Below are 16,670 nucleotides of genomic sequence, written 5' to 3' on the forward strand. Positions count from 1 at the left end.
TAACAGTGGCGTTAGTGTTATTGAGGCTTTTCTTAGACTAGGAAGATAGTAGCTAAACCTAAGAAGATAAAGAAGCCACCAGTATCCGTAATGGCGGTTATCATTACACTCGAACCAATGGCGGGATCTTTACCTAATTTTATCATGGTCATCGGGATCAATACGCCCATCATGGCAGCCATTAAGAGATTAAGTACCATTGCCATCGTCATAACTGCACCCATAGCAAGGTCGCCATAGAGGAAGAAGGTGACAATTCCCATAATCCCTCCCCAAACAATACCGTTAATAAGGGCGACACCAAGCTCTCTTAAAATTAAGAATGAGAAGCTTCCGGTTTGAATTTGGTGCAGTGCTAAGGCACGTACAATCATTGTAATAGTTTGATTACCCGTGTTACCCCCAATACCTGCAACAATTGGCATTAGTGTGGCAAGCGCCACTAATTGCGAGATAGTATCTTCAAAGACACCGATAACACGAGAAGCAACGAAAGCGGTACATAAGTTGATAGCAAGCCAAGTCCAACGTGTTTTAACGGCTTGTCCAACTGGAGCGAAAACGTCCTCTTCTGGACTCAACCCCCCCATACGACGAATATTGGTATCGCTTTCTTCATGCATGTTATCAACGATATCTTCAACGGTTAATCGTCCCATAAGAAGACCATTGCTATCAACAACAGCGGCTGAAATTAAGTCATAACGTTCGAACGCACCCGCAGCATCCTCGCCTTTTTCTTCAGGCATAAAACTGACGGTGTCTGTTTTCATCACATCAGAGACAAGTTTATCTGGTGATTGCGTTAAAACGGTTGTTAAAGGAAGTTCGCCCAACAGATGATTTTTATTATCAATAACGAAAATTTTATCTGTTGCTTCAGGAATAGAGCCTCGTTGACGTAAATAGCGTTGTACGGTTTTTAACGTTACATTGCCTCGTACAGTGACGAACTCAAAGTCCATCATTTGACCAACGCTGTCTTTTGGATATTGTAGGACTTCTCTTATCCTATTACGCAGGCTTGGTTCTAAATAGGTAAGAAGGCGACGCATTGTATCGCGGGGTAAGTGCTCTGCAATGTACGCTTGCTCATCCACATGTAATGTGGCGACCGATCGTAATAATTCACGGTCGGTCATATCTTTAATTAAGCTGTCCCAAACGGCGACAGACGCTTCGACTAAAACAGCACCACGTTCATTATTATCAACCAAATGCCACAATGCGAGACGCTCGTCATAGGGAAGAGCTTCAAGAATATCTGCAATATCTGCCGCGTGTAGATCTTGTAGTAATTCTCGAACAGTGGTGATTTTTTCATGAAGTTCATGGTGGCTCAGCCTATCATTTTCACTTGCTTCCCCTAAAACGGTTTCAACAAAATGATCATCTTCAAGAAAGATACTCAAAATTTGTTGACGCAGGAGTGCCACTTTTTGTGAATACGGATTGATGGCAGCCGCAGTATCATTGTTGATAGCTGATTGAGACATGTTATTCCTTTTTAATTCTTACGAGGGAGATAACCATTAACACTAATTATTCCATTTTAGGATGATTATCGGTTTTCTCCGTATAAAAAATATGAATCTTGAACAATGTTGCGTTGATGATGTTCATATTATGGTCACAAATCAAACCTATGTTGTTATGTGATAGTTGTTGTATGATAGATGCAACAAAAGACGCATTGGCTAGCGTCTTTTTCTGTATAATATCATATTGTTAAGCAGATTCCTCTTTTATATCCAGTTTCCAGCCTGGAACTGACTGCCAATGCTCTTGTTCTTTTTCTAAATCCAATTCCATCAATGTGTTATCAGAAAGATATTTTTTAGGAAAATAAAGAGTCCAATGATTTTCATCAGTAACTAAACGCAAAGATGCTGGTTTTGTCGTCGATTGTCGCTGATTATTAAGTAGAGTTGCTAATCTCAGTATTTGTACGAGTGGGAAATACTGTTTCTTTTTATAAAGATTAAATTTAGGTAGTTCGTCCAGCTTAATCCCTTTTCGGTGATAGCGAACTAAGGTTGTTAATAATAGTTGTTGTTCTTGATTAAAACCTGGCAAATCTGTATTTGAAAGAATATAGGCAGAATGACGATGCAATCCACTTAAATTAATGCTTAATCCGACTTCATGTAACATGACTGCCCAAACTAAAATAGCCTCTAGATCAGGGCGAACGAGCTTAGGATTTTGTTGCGCCCATTGTTCGTAAAGGGATTGCATGGTTTCAAGTACGCGTTTTGCTTGCTCTCTATCAATATTATAATGTTCGGCAAGGCTTTTTGCTGTACGTTGGCGAATATCTTGATGGCGGAATCTGCCTTCCATTTCATAAAGTACACCTTCACGTAGCGCGCCATCAGATAGGTGCAGCGCTTTTAGCCCTAAAGAATCAAAAATACCGCATAAAATAGCCAAACCTGGTACAAAAACATGCTTACGCTCATCGGATAATCCCGGTAATGAGATATCTTTAAATTTCTTAAAGCGTAACACTTGCTTTGTCAACATAAGTAGACGTTCGGGGGTAATAACACCATCTTTTTCGCCGAACTCAACTAAGATCTCATGAGCCGCTTTAATTGTGCCTGATGCACCTAAAGCAACATCCCATCCCGTCATTTTATATTGCCATGCAATTTTTTCCATTTTTCGAGCCGCTTTTTCTCGTGCTTTACGAAAAGCTGATCCGCTAATTTTTTGCTCAGGAAAAAATTGACGACTAAAACTAACACAACCCATGCGCTGGCTTTCAATTAAGATCGGCTCAAAATTTTCACCAATAACCAATTCTGTTGAGCCACCACCAATATCAATAACGAGCTTTCGACCTTTTTCCGATTGTGTATGTTCAACACCCATAAAAATAAGCCTGGCTTCTTCATGTCCGGAAATAATTTCGATAGGGTAAGGGATAACTTCTTTTGCTTGTTGAAGAAAGACTTTAGCGTTAGTAGCAACACGTAATGTATGTGTGCCTACGACAGTAACATTTTCGGCAGGAAATCCCTGTAACCTTTCAGCAAAAAGAGAAAGGGCGGAAAGTCCGCGTAACATAGACTCTTCGCTTAATTCATTATTATCGTCAAGACCATCAGCAAGATAAACACGCTGTTTTAAGCGACTTAGTACTTGCAATGCGCCATTAACTACGCGCGCGATTATCATATGAAAACTATTAGAACCGAGGTCAATAGCCGCAATTTCTAAAGGACGTGGTGAAGAGTCATCTTGTGATAAAGGCATAAAATTACGCTCGTGATCCGGGTTGTTCTAACAATTTAATGTACTCATAGACAGCAAGCTGGGAACGAATTTTACGTTTATTTCCACGAGGAACATAGCTATTTGTTAAATCTTTATCAATAAAACGCGCTTTAACGGTATCATTAAATTGAATATCTAATATATCAAGAACACGCTGTTTCAGTTGAGGATCAAGCAAAGCCACTGCAACTTCAATACGATAGTCAAGATTTCGCGTCATCCAGTCGGCAGAAGATAAAAAGATTTTTTCATCGCCTTTATTAGTAAAAACGTAAACGCGATCATGTTCTAAAAAGCGATCAACAATACTGGTAACTTGAATATTCTCACTAAATCCTGGCTGATTAGGTACTAAAGAGCACATGCCTCGCACTAAAAGTCGGACTTTGACTCCTGCTTCAGATGCGTCATAAAGGCGATTAACTAACTCTTCATCGACTAAATTATTTACTTTTAATGTAATGCCTGCAGGATGTCCTGCTTGAGCACTGTGAATTTCATTAGTAATTAATTGGTTCAATAGAGTCCGTGAATTTTGAGGTGAAACCATCAAATATTCAAAAGTAACAGGGCGATAAGGGTTTTCAATAAAACTAAAAACGCGACGTACTTCATTGGTAATTTCAGTATTCGCGGTTAAAAGCGAATAGTCAGTATAAAGGCGTGCTGTTTTTTCGTTAAAATTCCCAGTACCAATATGGGCATAACGAATAATTTCACCATCTTCTAAGCGAGAAATAATAAATAATTTTGCATGAATTTTTAAACCCGGTGCAGAGAAAATAACGTGAACACCTGCTTCTGTTAAGCGTTTTGCCCAATGAATATTGGCTGCTTCATCAAAACGCGCTTGTAACTCTACAACTACAGTGACTCGTTTACCGTTGTGTGCCGCGTGGATCATGGAGTCAATAATTCGAGAGTCTTTTGCAACACGGTAAATATTGATTTTTATTGAAATAACGCTTGGGTCAAAAGAGGCTTGGCGTAACAACTCCAGCACATGCTCAAAGGTATGATAAGGATAGTAAAGTAAGACATCACGTTCCCTAATGGCATCAAAACCATTACGGAAATTATCAAACCAAATATGGCGTAAACGCGGAATAGGTTTATTTAATAGAAATTTACTACCTTCATTTGGAAAGTTAATAAAGTCTTTAAAGTTATGATAACGGCCTCCTGCAATAACGGAGTCGTTATTGGATAAACCTAATTTACTGCGCAGTAATGCGACCATTTCATCTGGCATATCACGTTGATAAACAAAACGCACAGGCTCTGCAGTAAGGCGTTGTTTTAAAGTTGATGACATCATTTCAAGTAAACTTGATTCCATTTCTGTTGCAAGATCGTACTCTGCATCTCGCGTCATTTTCATAGAATAAGCATTCAATGAGTCATAATCAAAAAAGCCTTTAAAAACTTCATCAAGGCAGTACCGTAAAATATTATCCAATAAAATCATGGATTTTTTCTTACTGCGTCCTTGATCAGTTGGCAGAATGACAAAGCGAGGAACTTTATCTGATGGAATTTCTAATAAGGCGTAATGAATAGTTTGCCCTTGTGCAATTTCAACGGCCAAATAGGTATAGTCGTCTTTAAGAAATTCAACCAAATTGGTTTCAGGATTAATTAATATAGGGGTAATGTGTTTTCTTAAGTTTTGACGAAAATATTGGCGTAACCAGATTTGTTGATTAGGCGAGATTTGACGTTCATTTATTAAAAAGATTTGATTTCGCGCCATTTCAAGCAATAAATCGTTATATAAAGCGTCAAACTCTTGGTCAGCCTTAGCCACTTTTGACTGAATTTTTTTGATAAGGTGGCGAGCATGACTTGAAGCAGAGCGAGAGCCTCGCTCTTCATTAATTAAAATACGACGTTTAACATCTGCAAAACGGACTTTATAGAACTCATCAAGATTATTTGAATAGATCCCCAGAAACCTGACTCTTTCAATTAACGGGTTTCGTTTGTCAGCCGCCTCTTGTAATACACGTTCATTAAACGCAAGCCAACTGATCTCTTTATCAATATAGAGTCGTTCCTGGGACATCTGAACTCCAACTAGGGTTAAAGTTAAATCTTAATATCTGAATAAATCAGACATGTTGCTTAATAGTCGCACCCGGTTTGACAAAATTTTCGGGTTTTGCTTCTTTGGCTTTTTTCTCAAAATAAGGTGCTTGGAATGTACACATTCTAATTGCAGAACGATAGGCACCGTTAACAAAAAACTCATCTATTAAATCACCTTCTTTTTTAAAGCCAAGCTTTTCATAAATATGAATCGCTTTAGCATTTTCTTTATCAACGATTAAATAGAGTTTGTATAAATTAAGTACAGAAAAAGCATAATCCATCGCTAATTTTGCCGCTCGTGCTGCATAGCCATGACCTTGATGTGCAGGTGCAATGATAATTTGGAATTCGGCACGACGATGAACATAATCAATTTCAACCAACTCGACAAGCCCAACTTTAGTGCCTTCACTTTCAGTAATAAAACGGCGTTCACTTTGGTCGTGAATATGTTTTTCATATAGGTCACTTAACTCAATAAAAGCCTCATAAGGTTCTTCGAACCAATAGCGCATAACGCTGGCATTGTTATCAAGTTGATGGACAAAAGAGAGATCTTCTCGTTCGAGAGGACGTAATTTTATAGGTGGAACTTTCTTACCACCGGACATAAGCACCTCGGTGAATGCATTGAATAAAAAGAGAAAAGAGTGACACAAAAAAAGTCACGCGGGCTACAGTGTAGCACAATGTGACTTTTTAGCTTAAGCGAAATAGTTAATCAAGGCTGTCGAACAGTGCAATATCATCAAGGAAAGCTTGATTATTCTTCATCGTCAATCGATCTTCAGCTAACCAGCGGATCGCTAATGGGTAGATACGATACTCTTCTATTTGTATTCTAGCTTGTAATGATTGTTCAGTGTCATTCGGTAAAACAGGAATACGTGCCTGAATAATCATTGGGCCACCATCAAGTTCTTCTGTGACAAAATGAACGGTAACACCATGAAAAGGATCTTTATTGGCTAAAACTTGGCGATGAGTATGCAACCCTGGATATTTAGGAAGTAAAGAAGGATGAATATTTAATAATTTATGCTGATAATGAGTGACAAAACTAGGTGATAGAATACGCATGAAACCCGCTAAAACCACGATGTCAGGCTGATAAGCATCAATTTTCTCTATTAACACTTTATCGTAATCAGCTCTATTATTAAATTGGATTGGATCAACAAAACAGGCTGGAATATCAGCCTGTTTTGCACGTTCAAGGCCATAAGCATCGGCTTTATTGCTGAAGACAGCAACCACATTACCTGTGATTTTATTTGCCCTACAGGCGTCAATAATCGCCTGTAGGTTGCTGCCGTTTCCTGAAATAAGGACAACGATATTTTTCATTCACATACTTTCATTAGTTAATAATAACTTGTGCTTCACCTGCTACTTGTGGCGCAATCTCACCAATGAGCCATGCATTTTCACCACATTCAGCAAGGTGTGCTAATGTTTTTTCAACATCATTTGGGTTAACCGCAATTAATAGCCCGACACCACAGTTAAAGGTGCGATACATTTCATGCGTGCTAACTTGTCCCGCTTCTTGTAGCCACTTGAAGACAATAGGCCATTCCCAACTGTGACTTTTGATGCGTGCTTGCGTATTTTCAGGTAGTACGCGAGGAATATTCTCCCAAAAACCGCCACCTGTAATATGTGCGACAGCATGAATATCAACATTTTCAATTAATGACAGCAAGGATTTCACGTAAATACGTGTAGGCGCTAATAGGTGATCAGCAAGTGATTTGTCACCTAATGGCGTGCTATCTGCTTGTGTATTGCTAACTTCAAGAATTTTTCTGACTAATGAATAACCATTAGAATGAGGGCCACTGGAGGCTAAAGCAATTAATGCATCACCGGCTTTAACTTTACTACCATCAATAATCTCTGATTTTTCAACCACGCCGACACAAAAGCCTGCGATATCATAATCATTACCATGATACATACCGGGCATTTCTGCTGTTTCACCACCCACTAATGCACAGCCTGATTGTTTACAACCTTCAGCAATACCTGTTACAACCCGTGCTGCGGTATCGACATCTAATTTTCCTGTGGCATAGTAGTCAAGGAAGAAAAGGGGTTCGGCGCCTTGAACAATTAAATCGTTGACACACATTGCGACTAAATCAATACCGATGTCATCGTGGCGATTTAAATCCATCGCAAGGCGGAGTTTTGTACCCACACCATCGGTGCCTGAAACTAAAATAGGTTCGCGGTATTTAGATGGAATTGCACATAGTGCACCAAAACCACCTAAACCCCCCATAACTTCAGGACGGCGAGTTTCTTTTACTACACCTTTGATACGATCGACTAAAGCATTACCTGCATCAATATCGACACCGGCATCTTTATAGCTGAGAGAGGATTTGTTAGTCACGTAGAGCCCTCACGGCAAGTTGCTGTTAAGAAAAAATGTGTGCGGGCACTATTCTAACAGGCAAAGCAAACGTTTGCGAGGATCTTCTTTCTAGGTCACAATTATTCATGTTGGTGTGGTTAAAAGCTGTGCGCTTGATCAATATCAATAGAAAAACGATGGAATGTTGGCAAAAAAGCGGTATAATCTCGCGATTTTTTTGTCAGGCTGCGTCGTACATTAGGAGAGATTATGAAGATCGTTGAGGTAAAACACCCACTCATTCAACATAAATTGGGGCTGATGCGAGATCATGATATAAGCACTAAGCGCTTTCGTGAATTGGCTTCAGAAGTTTCCAGTCTACTGACGTATGAAGCTACCGCCGATTTAGCAACAGAGACGGTAACAATTGAAGGTTGGTGTGGTCCGGTAGAGATAGAACAGATTAAAGGAAAAAAAATCACAGTAGTTCCTATCCTCCGTGCAGGTATCGGGATGATGGATGGAGTATTAGAAAATATTCCTAGTGCCCGAATCAGTGTAGTTGGCGTTTACCGCGATGAAGAAACCTTAAAACCCGTCCCTTACTTCCAGAAATTAGCATCCAATATTGAAGAGCGTATGGCTCTTGTTGTTGACCCCATGTTAGCAACAGGCGGCTCTATGATTGCCACAATTGATTTATTAAAAAATGCGGGCTGTACTTCAATTAAAGTATTAGTACTGGTTGCTGCTCCAGAAGGTATTAAGGCATTAGAAGAAGCTCATCCAGATGTGGAGTTATATACTGCATCGGTTGATAGTCATCTTAATGAACACGGGTACATCGTTCCAGGTCTTGGCGATGCTGGTGATAAGATATTTGGTACAAAATAATAATTAAGCCGACTTTGATAGTCGGCTTTTTTTTGGACCACTTATTTGTTGTTCTATACTCTAAATATTTTAAGGTGCAGTTAGATGACTAGTGCGAGTGAGTGTAGTTAGTAACATGGCGACTTAAAGTAAGACGAGTATAAAGTTAAAAATACAAACCCAATTCACATTTATATTAAAGAGAGGTCGTAAGCATGACTCGTCGTGCAATCGGGGTAGAAGAGCGCCCACCATTATTACAAACAATTCCGTTGAGCCTTCAACATCTGTTTGCAATGTTTGGCGCTACCGTACTTGTGCCAATATTATTTAAAGTTAATCCGGCAACAATATTGTTATTTAACGGGATCGGAACCCTGCTTTATCTCTTTATTTGTAAAGGACGCATTCCTGCTTATTTAGGTTCAAGTTTTGCGTTTATCTCGCCTGTGCTTTTATTGTTACCATTAGGGTATGAATTAGCACTTGGGGGATTCATCGTCTGTGGTGTGTTATTTTGTCTTGTGGCAGGTATTGTAAAAATAGCAGGGCGAGGCTGGATTAATGTGATGTTCCCGCCTGCAGCAATGGGCGCAATCGTTGCCGTTATCGGGTTAGAGTTAGCAGGAACCGCTGCAGGAATGGCAGGTTTATTACCAAGCGCAGATGCACCAGTTGATAATCAAACATTGCTTATCTCTATGGTCACTTTAGGTGTCACTATTTTAGGTTCAGTGATGTTTAGAGGATTCCTTGCAATTATTCCTATTCTTATAGGAGTATTAGCGGGTTATGCACTTTCTTTCTTCTTAGGAGTTGTTGATGTAACGCCTATTAAAGAAGCCAATTGGTTTGCACTACCAACATTCTATTCACCACGTTTTGAATGGAGTGCTATCTTTATTATTCTGCCTGCAGCATTAGTGGTTATTGCTGAACACGTTGGCCATCTTGTTGTTACAGCAAATATTGTGCAACGTGATTTAATGAAAAACCCAGGCTTACATCGTTCCATGTTCGCAAACGGTTTCTCTACCATTATTTCTGGTTTCTTTGGTTCAACACCGAATACCACATATGGTGAAAATATTGGTGTTATGGCAATTACCAAAGTTTATAGCTCGTGGGTTATTGGTGGTGCGGCAATATTTGCTATCTTATTATCCTGTGTTGGTAAATTAGCCGCCGCTATTGCAGCTGTTCCTGTTCCAGTTATGGGCGGAGTATCTTTATTACTTTATGGTGTCATTGGTGCATCAGGTATACGTGTCTTGTTAGATTCAAAAGTGGATTACAATAAACCGCAAAATTTGATATTAACTGCCATTATTTTGATTGTTGGTGTGAGTGGCGCCTCAATTCACATTGGTGCGGCTGAATTAAAAGGCATGGCGCTAGCAACAGTTGTGGGTATTGTTTTAAGCTTACTCTTTAAATTAGTCAGTATTGTTCGACCTGAATCAGAATTTGTAGATAACACGATTGAATCGGTTAGTGGTACCGCAAATAAAAAGTAATCGATTAAGAGCACCTAAAGCAATATACTGAAAATAATAAAAAGGTGGATAATCTCCACCTTTTTTATTGTTTTTTTGTTTTTATGTCATATTAAAAACTAAGATTTTTATTTTTTAAGTATTTAAAACTTAGAAAACTAGGATTAATTCAATCATGATGTTTATTTAAATGAAATAAATGAGACAATGGATGTCTGTTCTTATGCGAAATAGGCATTTAGTTACTGTTTAAGTGGCATTCGTTTTAAGGTTGGGGAAAGACTTAAAAAAGGCATAACGCAATTTATGGAAAAACTCATTGAAATTTATGATTTCATAACATCAAAGCAGATATTTACCACAATATTCTTAGTTGTTGTATTGCTGGTGGTATGGTTTCTCGGCAAGATGATTTTCCGTCGAATCGCAAAGCGATTGCTTTTTTTATTTACTGAACTTTCAGATGAAGAGACGATAGAAGACATTGCTAAAAAGAGTGCCTCTATAGTTGCGGTAACATTAGTTCTTTATATTAATCAGCTATTACCCTCTTTTTCGCATGAGATGAATGTTATCTTTGAGACGGTTGCCCGTGCTTTTATTATTATCAATATTGCCTCATTGCTTAATAATGCTCTCGATATCTTTAACATTAGGCATGCAAAAAAGGCGTGGCATCGGAATAATTCTATTAAAGGCTATATTGAAATTGCCAAAATCGTCGTTTGGATAATTTCTTTTATTCTGATCATTGCACTTTTTACTGAACAATCACCACTTATTATTATCTCAAGCTTTGGTGCCATTGCTGCGGTATTAATGTTTGTTTTTCAACATACTCTTATCTCATTTGTTGCCAATATTCTTATTTCTAACGGTAAAGTTTTAAAACTTTATGATTGGATAGAACTGCCAAGCAGTAATATCAGTGGTGAGGTGATTGATATCGCATTACACACCATCACAGTACGTAATTGGGATAACACAATTTCACGTATTCCGACAAAGGATTTTTTAACAGAAAAATACACTAACTGGCAACCGATGTTTTCATCTGGAGGGCGTCGGATTAAACGTAGCTTTTACATTGACCAATCTTCGATTTCATTTGCGACGGAAGAATTAGTTCTTGAATTAAAAAATATCGCGCATCTTCGTAAGAGTATAGAAGCAATGCTGGAAGGCAAAGAAGAAGAAATTGGTGATATTAATGCATGGTTAGAAACAAAAGGGGTGACCAATCTACAGTTATTTAGAAAGTACATGCTAAATTGGATAAAGATGCGTGGTGATGTTCGACCAGATATGTATTTAGTGATAAGAACAATGCCACCAACCCCCATGGGATTACCTGTAGAGTTATACTGTTTTACCAGGGCGACAACATGGGTAGAATATGAAGAAACACAATCTGAAATTTTTGAGTATATAAATGCATCAGCCAAATATTTTAAGCTTGATATTTATCAGCAACCTTCAGGTAATGATGTCGCGAAATTAAAATTCAGATAATAAAAACATTAATTAAACAAAGAAGACCTTTTTGATTTTATGCTAAATAATTTAAGGTATAGCTTAGCGACTCGTGTAAATAAACAAAATCAGTTACAGGGCAACTTGAAGTATGAAGAGTTCATAAAATAGGCTATTACGATAATCTTGCTGTTATCTTAATCAGTGTTATGTGCTTTTTTAATATTGATTCTGACCTTGAGAGAATTTGTGTTAGAATCACCATGTTTATTAAACTATTCAGGTGAGGTGCTTCTGAATACGCCGTCACAGCTATCATTACCACTATCTCTGCCCGATGATGAGACATTCGATAGCTTTTATGCAGGGGAAAACGCGTCGTTAGTCGCGGCAATCCAAACCGCCATTCATCAATCTCATGGCAGTTATATCTATTTCTGGTCCCGCGACGGAGGTGGAAAAAGCCATCTATTACATGCCGCTTGTGCTGAACTTTCATTAAAAGGTGATGCCGTTGGGTATGTTCCGCTGGATAAACGAGCCTATTTTGTTCCCGATGTCCTTGAAGGCATGGAGCATCTATCATTAGTTTGTATCGATAATGTTCAATGTATTGCAGGCGATGAAGAGTGGGAACTCGCCTTATTTAATCTTTATAATCGCGTTTTGGAGCATGGTCGAACTTGTTTATTAATTACTGGAGATAGGCCACCTCGCCAAATCGAATTACAACTTCCTGATCTTGCCTCTCGACTAGATTGGGGACAAATTTACCGTTTACAGCCATTAAGTGATGAAGAAAAAATTCAAGCATTACAATTAAGAGCAAAGCTTCGTGGTTTTGAATTGCCTGAAGATGTAGGTCGCTTTGTGTTAAAACGCCTTGATAGAAAAATGCGGACACTCTTTGAAATGCTTGATGAACTCGATCACGCTTCTATTGTTGCTCAACGTAAACTCACAATTCCTTTCGTGAAAGATATTCTTAAACTATAGCTTTACCTCAATACTATCCCTCATCGAATTAGGTGAGGTAAATAACACAAATTTTCCTCTGTTGTCTAAATAAAACCAATTAAAGATAATGATTTTTCGTTATTTTTAATGGTGATTTTTTGTATTAAAAACTATAAAAAAACCGCTTGTCTTTATAAAAGGCAAGCGGTGAGAAATACAAACAATAAAGGAGGAGGGTTAAATAATTAGTGTGCTTCTACTACTTTGGTTTTCTTCTGAGGTACCAGTAAGAAAATCAGATAAAGTGCAGTAATTGCAACAGTGTAGCCTGTGAAAATTAACCAGAATGATTTCCAGTCAACCGCACCATTTGTGGTATATAAGTCAATGACCCAGCCACTTAACATTGCACCTAAATAAGTACCAAAACCGTTCACTAAGGTCATAAACATACCTTGTGCAGTTGAACGATATTGTAATGGGATCTCTTTTTCTAAGAACAGTGAACCTGAAATATTAAAGAAGTCGAAAGCACAGCCATATACAATCATTGATAATAATAAGACGATTTGTCCTAATGATGTGTAGTCGCCGTAAGCAAAGAAACCGAAACGTAAAATCCAAGCAATCATACTAAACAAAACGATCGTTTCGATTCTTACACGTTTTAGTAACAGAGGTAGGAATAAAATAAAGACGACTTCTGAAATTTGCGAAATGGATAAAAATACAGAAGGATAACGTGCAAAGAATGAATCATCAGCGTTTGGTAATGCTGCAATATCTTGCAGGAATGGTACACCAAAAGTATTTGTAATTTGCAGAACAGATCCTAACAGTGTTGCAAAGAATAAGAAAACAACTACGTTTCTCTTTTTAAAGACTTGCAAAATATTAGAAAGACTAAATGCCACTTCTTCTGTTTTAGCTTCATTATTTTTATCAACAGCTTTTGTTGCAGGTAAGAACATGGCAAAAACAGCGAGAATAATAGAAGCAATTGCTGCCACAAAGAGTTGATGATAGCTATTACCTAAACCTAAGAAGCTAATAACCCACATAGCGGCAATAAAACCGACTGTGCCGTAAACACGGATCTTTGGGAAGTAGTTGTTAGGTTCTAAATGTTTTTGCTCTAACAACTCAAAGATGATGCTGTTTGCCATTGAAATACTTGGCATAAAGAACAATAAATGCAACAGGGTAGCAAAAAATAACGTGGTGACGGTCGTCATTTGTGACATCAACACTAATGCTAATGCAGAAAAAATATGCAGGGTAATAAACACCAATTTGCGGTTATTTATTTTATCTGCAATAAATCCCATGATGACAGGTGCGATAAGTGAGGCAAGTCCAAGAGCACTGAAAATAAGCCCAACATCACTACCTTTAAAATGCAGTTCTCCAAAGAGGTACGAGGCAAATGTTACCAGCCAAGATCCCCATATAAAGAACTGGAGGAATGAGACAAGTTTTAATCTAAGTACGATATTCATCTGTTTTCCTATTAGCCTAGCAATCACCCGACACCATAATGATGATTGGTTAGTTTTAATTGCCCATAATGTTGGCTATAACGTTGTTTATTTCACATACATCTATAACTTCATTTCACACCGATTAATTGTCATCAAATTAAAAATTAACAATTAAAGAAGAGATAGAGTAAATAACAAATTGAAAGTTTATTGCTGTATTGCAGTGTTGTTTAAAATGTATTTTTTTTGTTAATTTCTTTCTTGGATGATAATGAAAAAATAGAGTAGCAAGAATTTAGTGTTTATTAACTCTGCTATCATATTTTCTGATGTCCATGATATGTAGGAACGCATTTGTGTAAAGAGACTTGAGTCACAATATAAATGAAACACATGATTATTTTTTTCTTTTTAAGGCGACCTATAGCGGGATAGTGTGATCTTGATAGATTTTTTTAAAAATGATTGTTTATTAGCCATAAAAAATATGAAGTTGAGATGAATTTTTTTGAAAGCAAAAAGAGATTAATTTTTTTCTGTTGAGGAAATAAAGAACACTTTATTAATTGTGGTACTTACAATTTAATAACATTTGATGATTTGCTTCTGAATTGAGAAAAGAGAGTAAACGGTTGCGATATTAATGATAAAACAAAAAGAATAAAGCCTATCTCACACATCGCAGAGTATAGGCTTTAATTTTCGGATCCTGGTTAAATTCTGGTCTTAGCTAAATAACGCTTTCACTTGCTCTGGTGGGCGGCCTAAACGGGCTTTATTCCCTACAACCACAATAGGGCGTTCAATAAGCTTAGGGTTTTCATGCATTGCTTGAATTAATGCATCTTGTGAAGTTTCGTCAGCAAGTTTGAGCGTTTTATAGATTTCTTCTTTTGTACGCATTAATTTTCTTGCATCATCAAACTCCAGCGCTTTAAGAAGTGTTTTCAGTTCTGTTACTGAAGGCGCTGTGTCTAAGTAGAGGTTAATCTCAGGGGTTACGTGCATTTCTTCTAATAAATGTAAGGTCTCACGGCTTTTTGAACAGCGTGGATTATGATAAATCGTCACTTTCTTGGTCATGTTGTCCCTTATTTAAATTGACTGTCTCTTTGCTGTATTTTTCTTAACTGGTCAATACGTGCATCAAAGCGTGCTTGGTCGTTACTGCCCAGTTTAACTTGTCTGCTTGCATCACCCAAGTAACGGATCGCTGTTTCAAAGTCACCTCGGAGTGCTAAATCTTCCGCATAAGCTGCTAACTCATGGGCTCTATCACCTTGTTTAGCTGAGTTTTCAGCCATTAATTGCCAGCCAATAGGATCATCTGGATTATCAAATGTATAACGATAAAGTAGGCGATTAGCTTCGTTATATTGTTTATTATGTATATAGGAATTTGCTAAGTTAGCAATAATAACCTTGTTATTGGGGTTTTGTTTTAATGCCAATTGCAACCTTGCGACAGCATCATTTGCCCGATTTTGTTCTAAATCGATATCTGTCATTGCATCAATAAGCCAAATATTATTAGGTTCTTTTTCTAACATTGGAGCGAGTAATTTTCTTGCGTCATCAAATTTACGATCACGAGAGTAAATGAGTATTTGTGCATAATTAGCAGCTAATTTTTCAAGTGCGGTACCATGCTTAAACTGATCAAGCGTGGTTTGAAATGCATTATCCGCAGAGGGATTTTTATTTAGCATGGTTAACACACGCATTTTAGCAAACAGAAAATCTGCTGACTGAGGAAGCTGGCGTGCAGGATATTGGCTAGCTCGGCTTCTTGCATCGGATAATCGGCTATCCGGTAAGGGGTGTGTTAATAACATTTCAGGTGGTTTAGAACTATAGCGAACTTGGTCAGCAAGAATTTGCATAAAATCAGGCATCCCTTTGGGATCAAATCCAGCTCGATAGAGTGTTTGTATTCCAATACGATCAGCTTCTTGCTCGTTCATTTGTGTAAATGTGATCATATTTTGTTGCATCCCTGCCATACTCCCTGTAAAGGTCGCAAGTCCGGCATTGGGATTAGCCATAAATATCAAAATAGAACCCAATACGCCTGCAAGAGCAAGAGGGGTTGTTTTTGCCTGATCTTCAAGCATTCGTGCTAAATGACGCTGAGTAACATGCGTGATTTCGTGTGCCATAACAGAGGCTAATTCACTTTCTGTTCGGCTATAGCGAAAAAGTGCGGAATGTAAAACAATATTTCCCCCAAAATAAGCGAAGGCATTAATATTGGGGTTATTAACTAAATAAAAGTGAAAAGGAGTTTTTACTGAACTGGCATTAGAAACGAGTTTCTGCCCTAAATTATTAATGTAGTTAGAAAGTAAGGGGTCAAAAACTAATGGTGCACTATTTCGTAGTTGGCGAGTATAGTACTCACCCATAGCGATTTCTTGATTAATACTTAGCGTTGAACCTGCTGTGGTTCCCATATCAGGTAAAGAGTCTTCAATATCAATCGCAGCATGCGCTGGCACTACTGATGTTGATAGCAACGCAGAAACAAGAAGCGCGACTAATGGTTTTTTAAGTCTGAGTTTCATACAACAGTATCCTGATAGCTATCTTAACGAAAAATTAATAATTAATGATGTATGATAGCAAAACCTAACGTAAAATCTGTCAAAAGAT

The 16,670-nt window shown here is 37.9% G+C and carries 13 protein-coding genes; 4 read left to right on the forward strand and 9 right to left on the reverse strand.

Features of this window, described 5'->3' with window-relative positions; translation table 11 throughout:
• Positions 1 to 32 precede the first annotated feature (32 nt).
• The 6 genes from mgtE to purM form a co-directional block, all read right to left on the reverse strand.
• Positions 33 to 1,496, reverse strand: a complete 1,464-nt coding sequence (gene mgtE / locus JEP40_RS11970) for a magnesium transporter (protein WP_198623731.1) — start codon at positions 1,494 to 1,496, stop codon at positions 33 to 35.
• Positions 1,497 to 1,728: 232 nt separating this feature from the next.
• Positions 1,729 to 3,261, reverse strand: a complete 1,533-nt coding sequence (gene ppx, locus JEP40_RS11975; protein ID WP_198623732.1) for an exopolyphosphatase — start codon at positions 3,259 to 3,261, stop codon at positions 1,729 to 1,731.
• A 4-nt stretch (positions 3,262 to 3,265) separates the two neighbouring features.
• A complete protein-coding gene (ppk1, locus tag JEP40_RS11980; protein WP_198623733.1) occupies positions 3,266 to 5,347 on the reverse strand; it encodes a polyphosphate kinase 1 in 2,082 nt (693 codons plus the stop codon).
• Positions 5,348 to 5,393: 46 nt separating this feature from the next.
• Positions 5,394 to 5,984, reverse strand: a complete 591-nt coding sequence (gene speG, locus JEP40_RS11985) for a spermidine N1-acetyltransferase (protein ID WP_198623734.1) — start codon at positions 5,982 to 5,984, stop codon at positions 5,394 to 5,396.
• Positions 5,985 to 6,090: 106 nt separating this feature from the next.
• The gene (gene purN, locus JEP40_RS11990; protein ID WP_198623735.1) at positions 6,091 to 6,720 is read right to left on the reverse strand and encodes a phosphoribosylglycinamide formyltransferase; all 630 of its coding nucleotides are present in this window, start codon (positions 6,718 to 6,720) and stop codon (positions 6,091 to 6,093) included.
• 13 nt (positions 6,721 to 6,733) lie between these two features.
• Positions 6,734 to 7,774, reverse strand: a complete 1,041-nt coding sequence (gene purM / locus JEP40_RS11995) for a phosphoribosylformylglycinamidine cyclo-ligase (RefSeq protein WP_198623736.1) — start codon at positions 7,772 to 7,774, stop codon at positions 6,734 to 6,736.
• A 231-nt stretch (positions 7,775 to 8,005) separates the two neighbouring features.
• Between purM and upp the strand changes: the two genes are divergently transcribed.
• The 4 genes from upp (at position 8,006) to hda (ending at position 12,576) form a co-directional block, all read left to right on the forward strand.
• Positions 8,006 to 8,632: a uracil phosphoribosyltransferase gene (gene upp, locus JEP40_RS12000; protein ID WP_072068431.1), complete on the forward strand. Its 627-nt coding sequence runs from the start codon at positions 8,006 to 8,008 to the stop codon at positions 8,630 to 8,632.
• 194 nt (positions 8,633 to 8,826) lie between these two features.
• Complete coding sequence (gene uraA / locus JEP40_RS12005; RefSeq protein ID WP_198623737.1) at positions 8,827 to 10,128, forward strand: uracil permease; 1,302 nt, start codon at positions 8,827 to 8,829, stop codon at positions 10,126 to 10,128.
• Positions 10,129 to 10,413: 285 nt separating this feature from the next.
• Entirely contained in the window at positions 10,414 to 11,619 is a 1,206-nt protein-coding gene (locus JEP40_RS12010) for a mechanosensitive ion channel family protein (RefSeq protein ID WP_198623738.1), read from the forward strand.
• A 249-nt stretch (positions 11,620 to 11,868) separates the two neighbouring features.
• The gene (gene hda / locus JEP40_RS12015; protein WP_036938961.1) at positions 11,869 to 12,576 is read left to right on the forward strand and encodes a DnaA inactivator Hda; all 708 of its coding nucleotides are present in this window, start codon (positions 11,869 to 11,871) and stop codon (positions 12,574 to 12,576) included.
• 206 nt (positions 12,577 to 12,782) lie between these two features.
• Here hda and JEP40_RS12020 read toward each other — a convergent pair whose 3' ends face one another.
• The 3 genes from JEP40_RS12020 to JEP40_RS12030 form a co-directional block, all read right to left on the reverse strand.
• Complete coding sequence (locus JEP40_RS12020; protein ID WP_198623740.1) at positions 12,783 to 14,036, reverse strand: MFS transporter; 1,254 nt, start codon at positions 14,034 to 14,036, stop codon at positions 12,783 to 12,785.
• Positions 14,037 to 14,744: 708 nt separating this feature from the next.
• Positions 14,745 to 15,101, reverse strand: a complete 357-nt coding sequence (gene arsC / locus JEP40_RS12025; protein WP_198623741.1) for an arsenate reductase (glutaredoxin) — start codon at positions 15,099 to 15,101, stop codon at positions 14,745 to 14,747.
• A gap of 8 nt (positions 15,102 to 15,109) precedes the next feature.
• Positions 15,110 to 16,582, reverse strand: a complete 1,473-nt coding sequence (locus JEP40_RS12030; RefSeq protein WP_198623742.1) for a M48 family metalloprotease — start codon at positions 16,580 to 16,582, stop codon at positions 15,110 to 15,112.
• Positions 16,583 to 16,670: the final 88 nt, after the last annotated feature.

It is taken from the genome of Proteus vulgaris, from assembly GCF_016239305.1.
Classification (GTDB): Bacteria; Pseudomonadota; Gammaproteobacteria; order Enterobacterales; family Enterobacteriaceae; genus Proteus; species Proteus vulgaris_C.

What these genes read in the sequence shown, in the direction of transcription:
- mgtE (WP_198623731.1), bottom strand. Translation starts at nt 1,496, where the DNA reads ATGTCTCAATCAGCTATCAACAATGATACTGCGGCTGCCATCAATCCG.
- ppx (WP_198623732.1), bottom strand. Translation starts at nt 3,261, where the DNA reads ATGCCTTTATCACAAGATGACTCTTCACCACGTCCTTTAGAAATTGCG.
- ppk1 (WP_198623733.1), bottom strand. Translation starts at nt 5,347, where the DNA reads ATGTCCCAGGAACGACTCTATATTGATAAAGAGATCAGTTGGCTTGCG.
- speG (WP_198623734.1), bottom strand. Translation starts at nt 5,984, where the DNA reads ATGTCCGGTGGTAAGAAAGTTCCACCTATAAAATTACGTCCTCTCGAA.
- purN (WP_198623735.1), bottom strand. Translation starts at nt 6,720, where the DNA reads ATGAAAAATATCGTTGTCCTTATTTCAGGAAACGGCAGCAACCTACAG.
- upp (WP_072068431.1), top strand. Translation starts at nt 8,006, where the DNA reads ATGAAGATCGTTGAGGTAAAACACCCACTCATTCAACATAAATTGGGG.
- uraA (WP_198623737.1), top strand. Translation starts at nt 8,827, where the DNA reads ATGACTCGTCGTGCAATCGGGGTAGAAGAGCGCCCACCATTATTACAA.
- JEP40_RS12010 (WP_198623738.1), top strand. Translation starts at nt 10,414, where the DNA reads ATGGAAAAACTCATTGAAATTTATGATTTCATAACATCAAAGCAGATA.
- JEP40_RS12020 (WP_198623740.1), bottom strand. Translation starts at nt 14,036, where the DNA reads ATGAATATCGTACTTAGATTAAAACTTGTCTCATTCCTCCAGTTCTTT.
- arsC (WP_198623741.1), bottom strand. Translation starts at nt 15,101, where the DNA reads ATGACCAAGAAAGTGACGATTTATCATAATCCACGCTGTTCAAAAAGC.
- JEP40_RS12030 (WP_198623742.1), bottom strand. Translation starts at nt 16,582, where the DNA reads ATGAAACTCAGACTTAAAAAACCATTAGTCGCGCTTCTTGTTTCTGCG.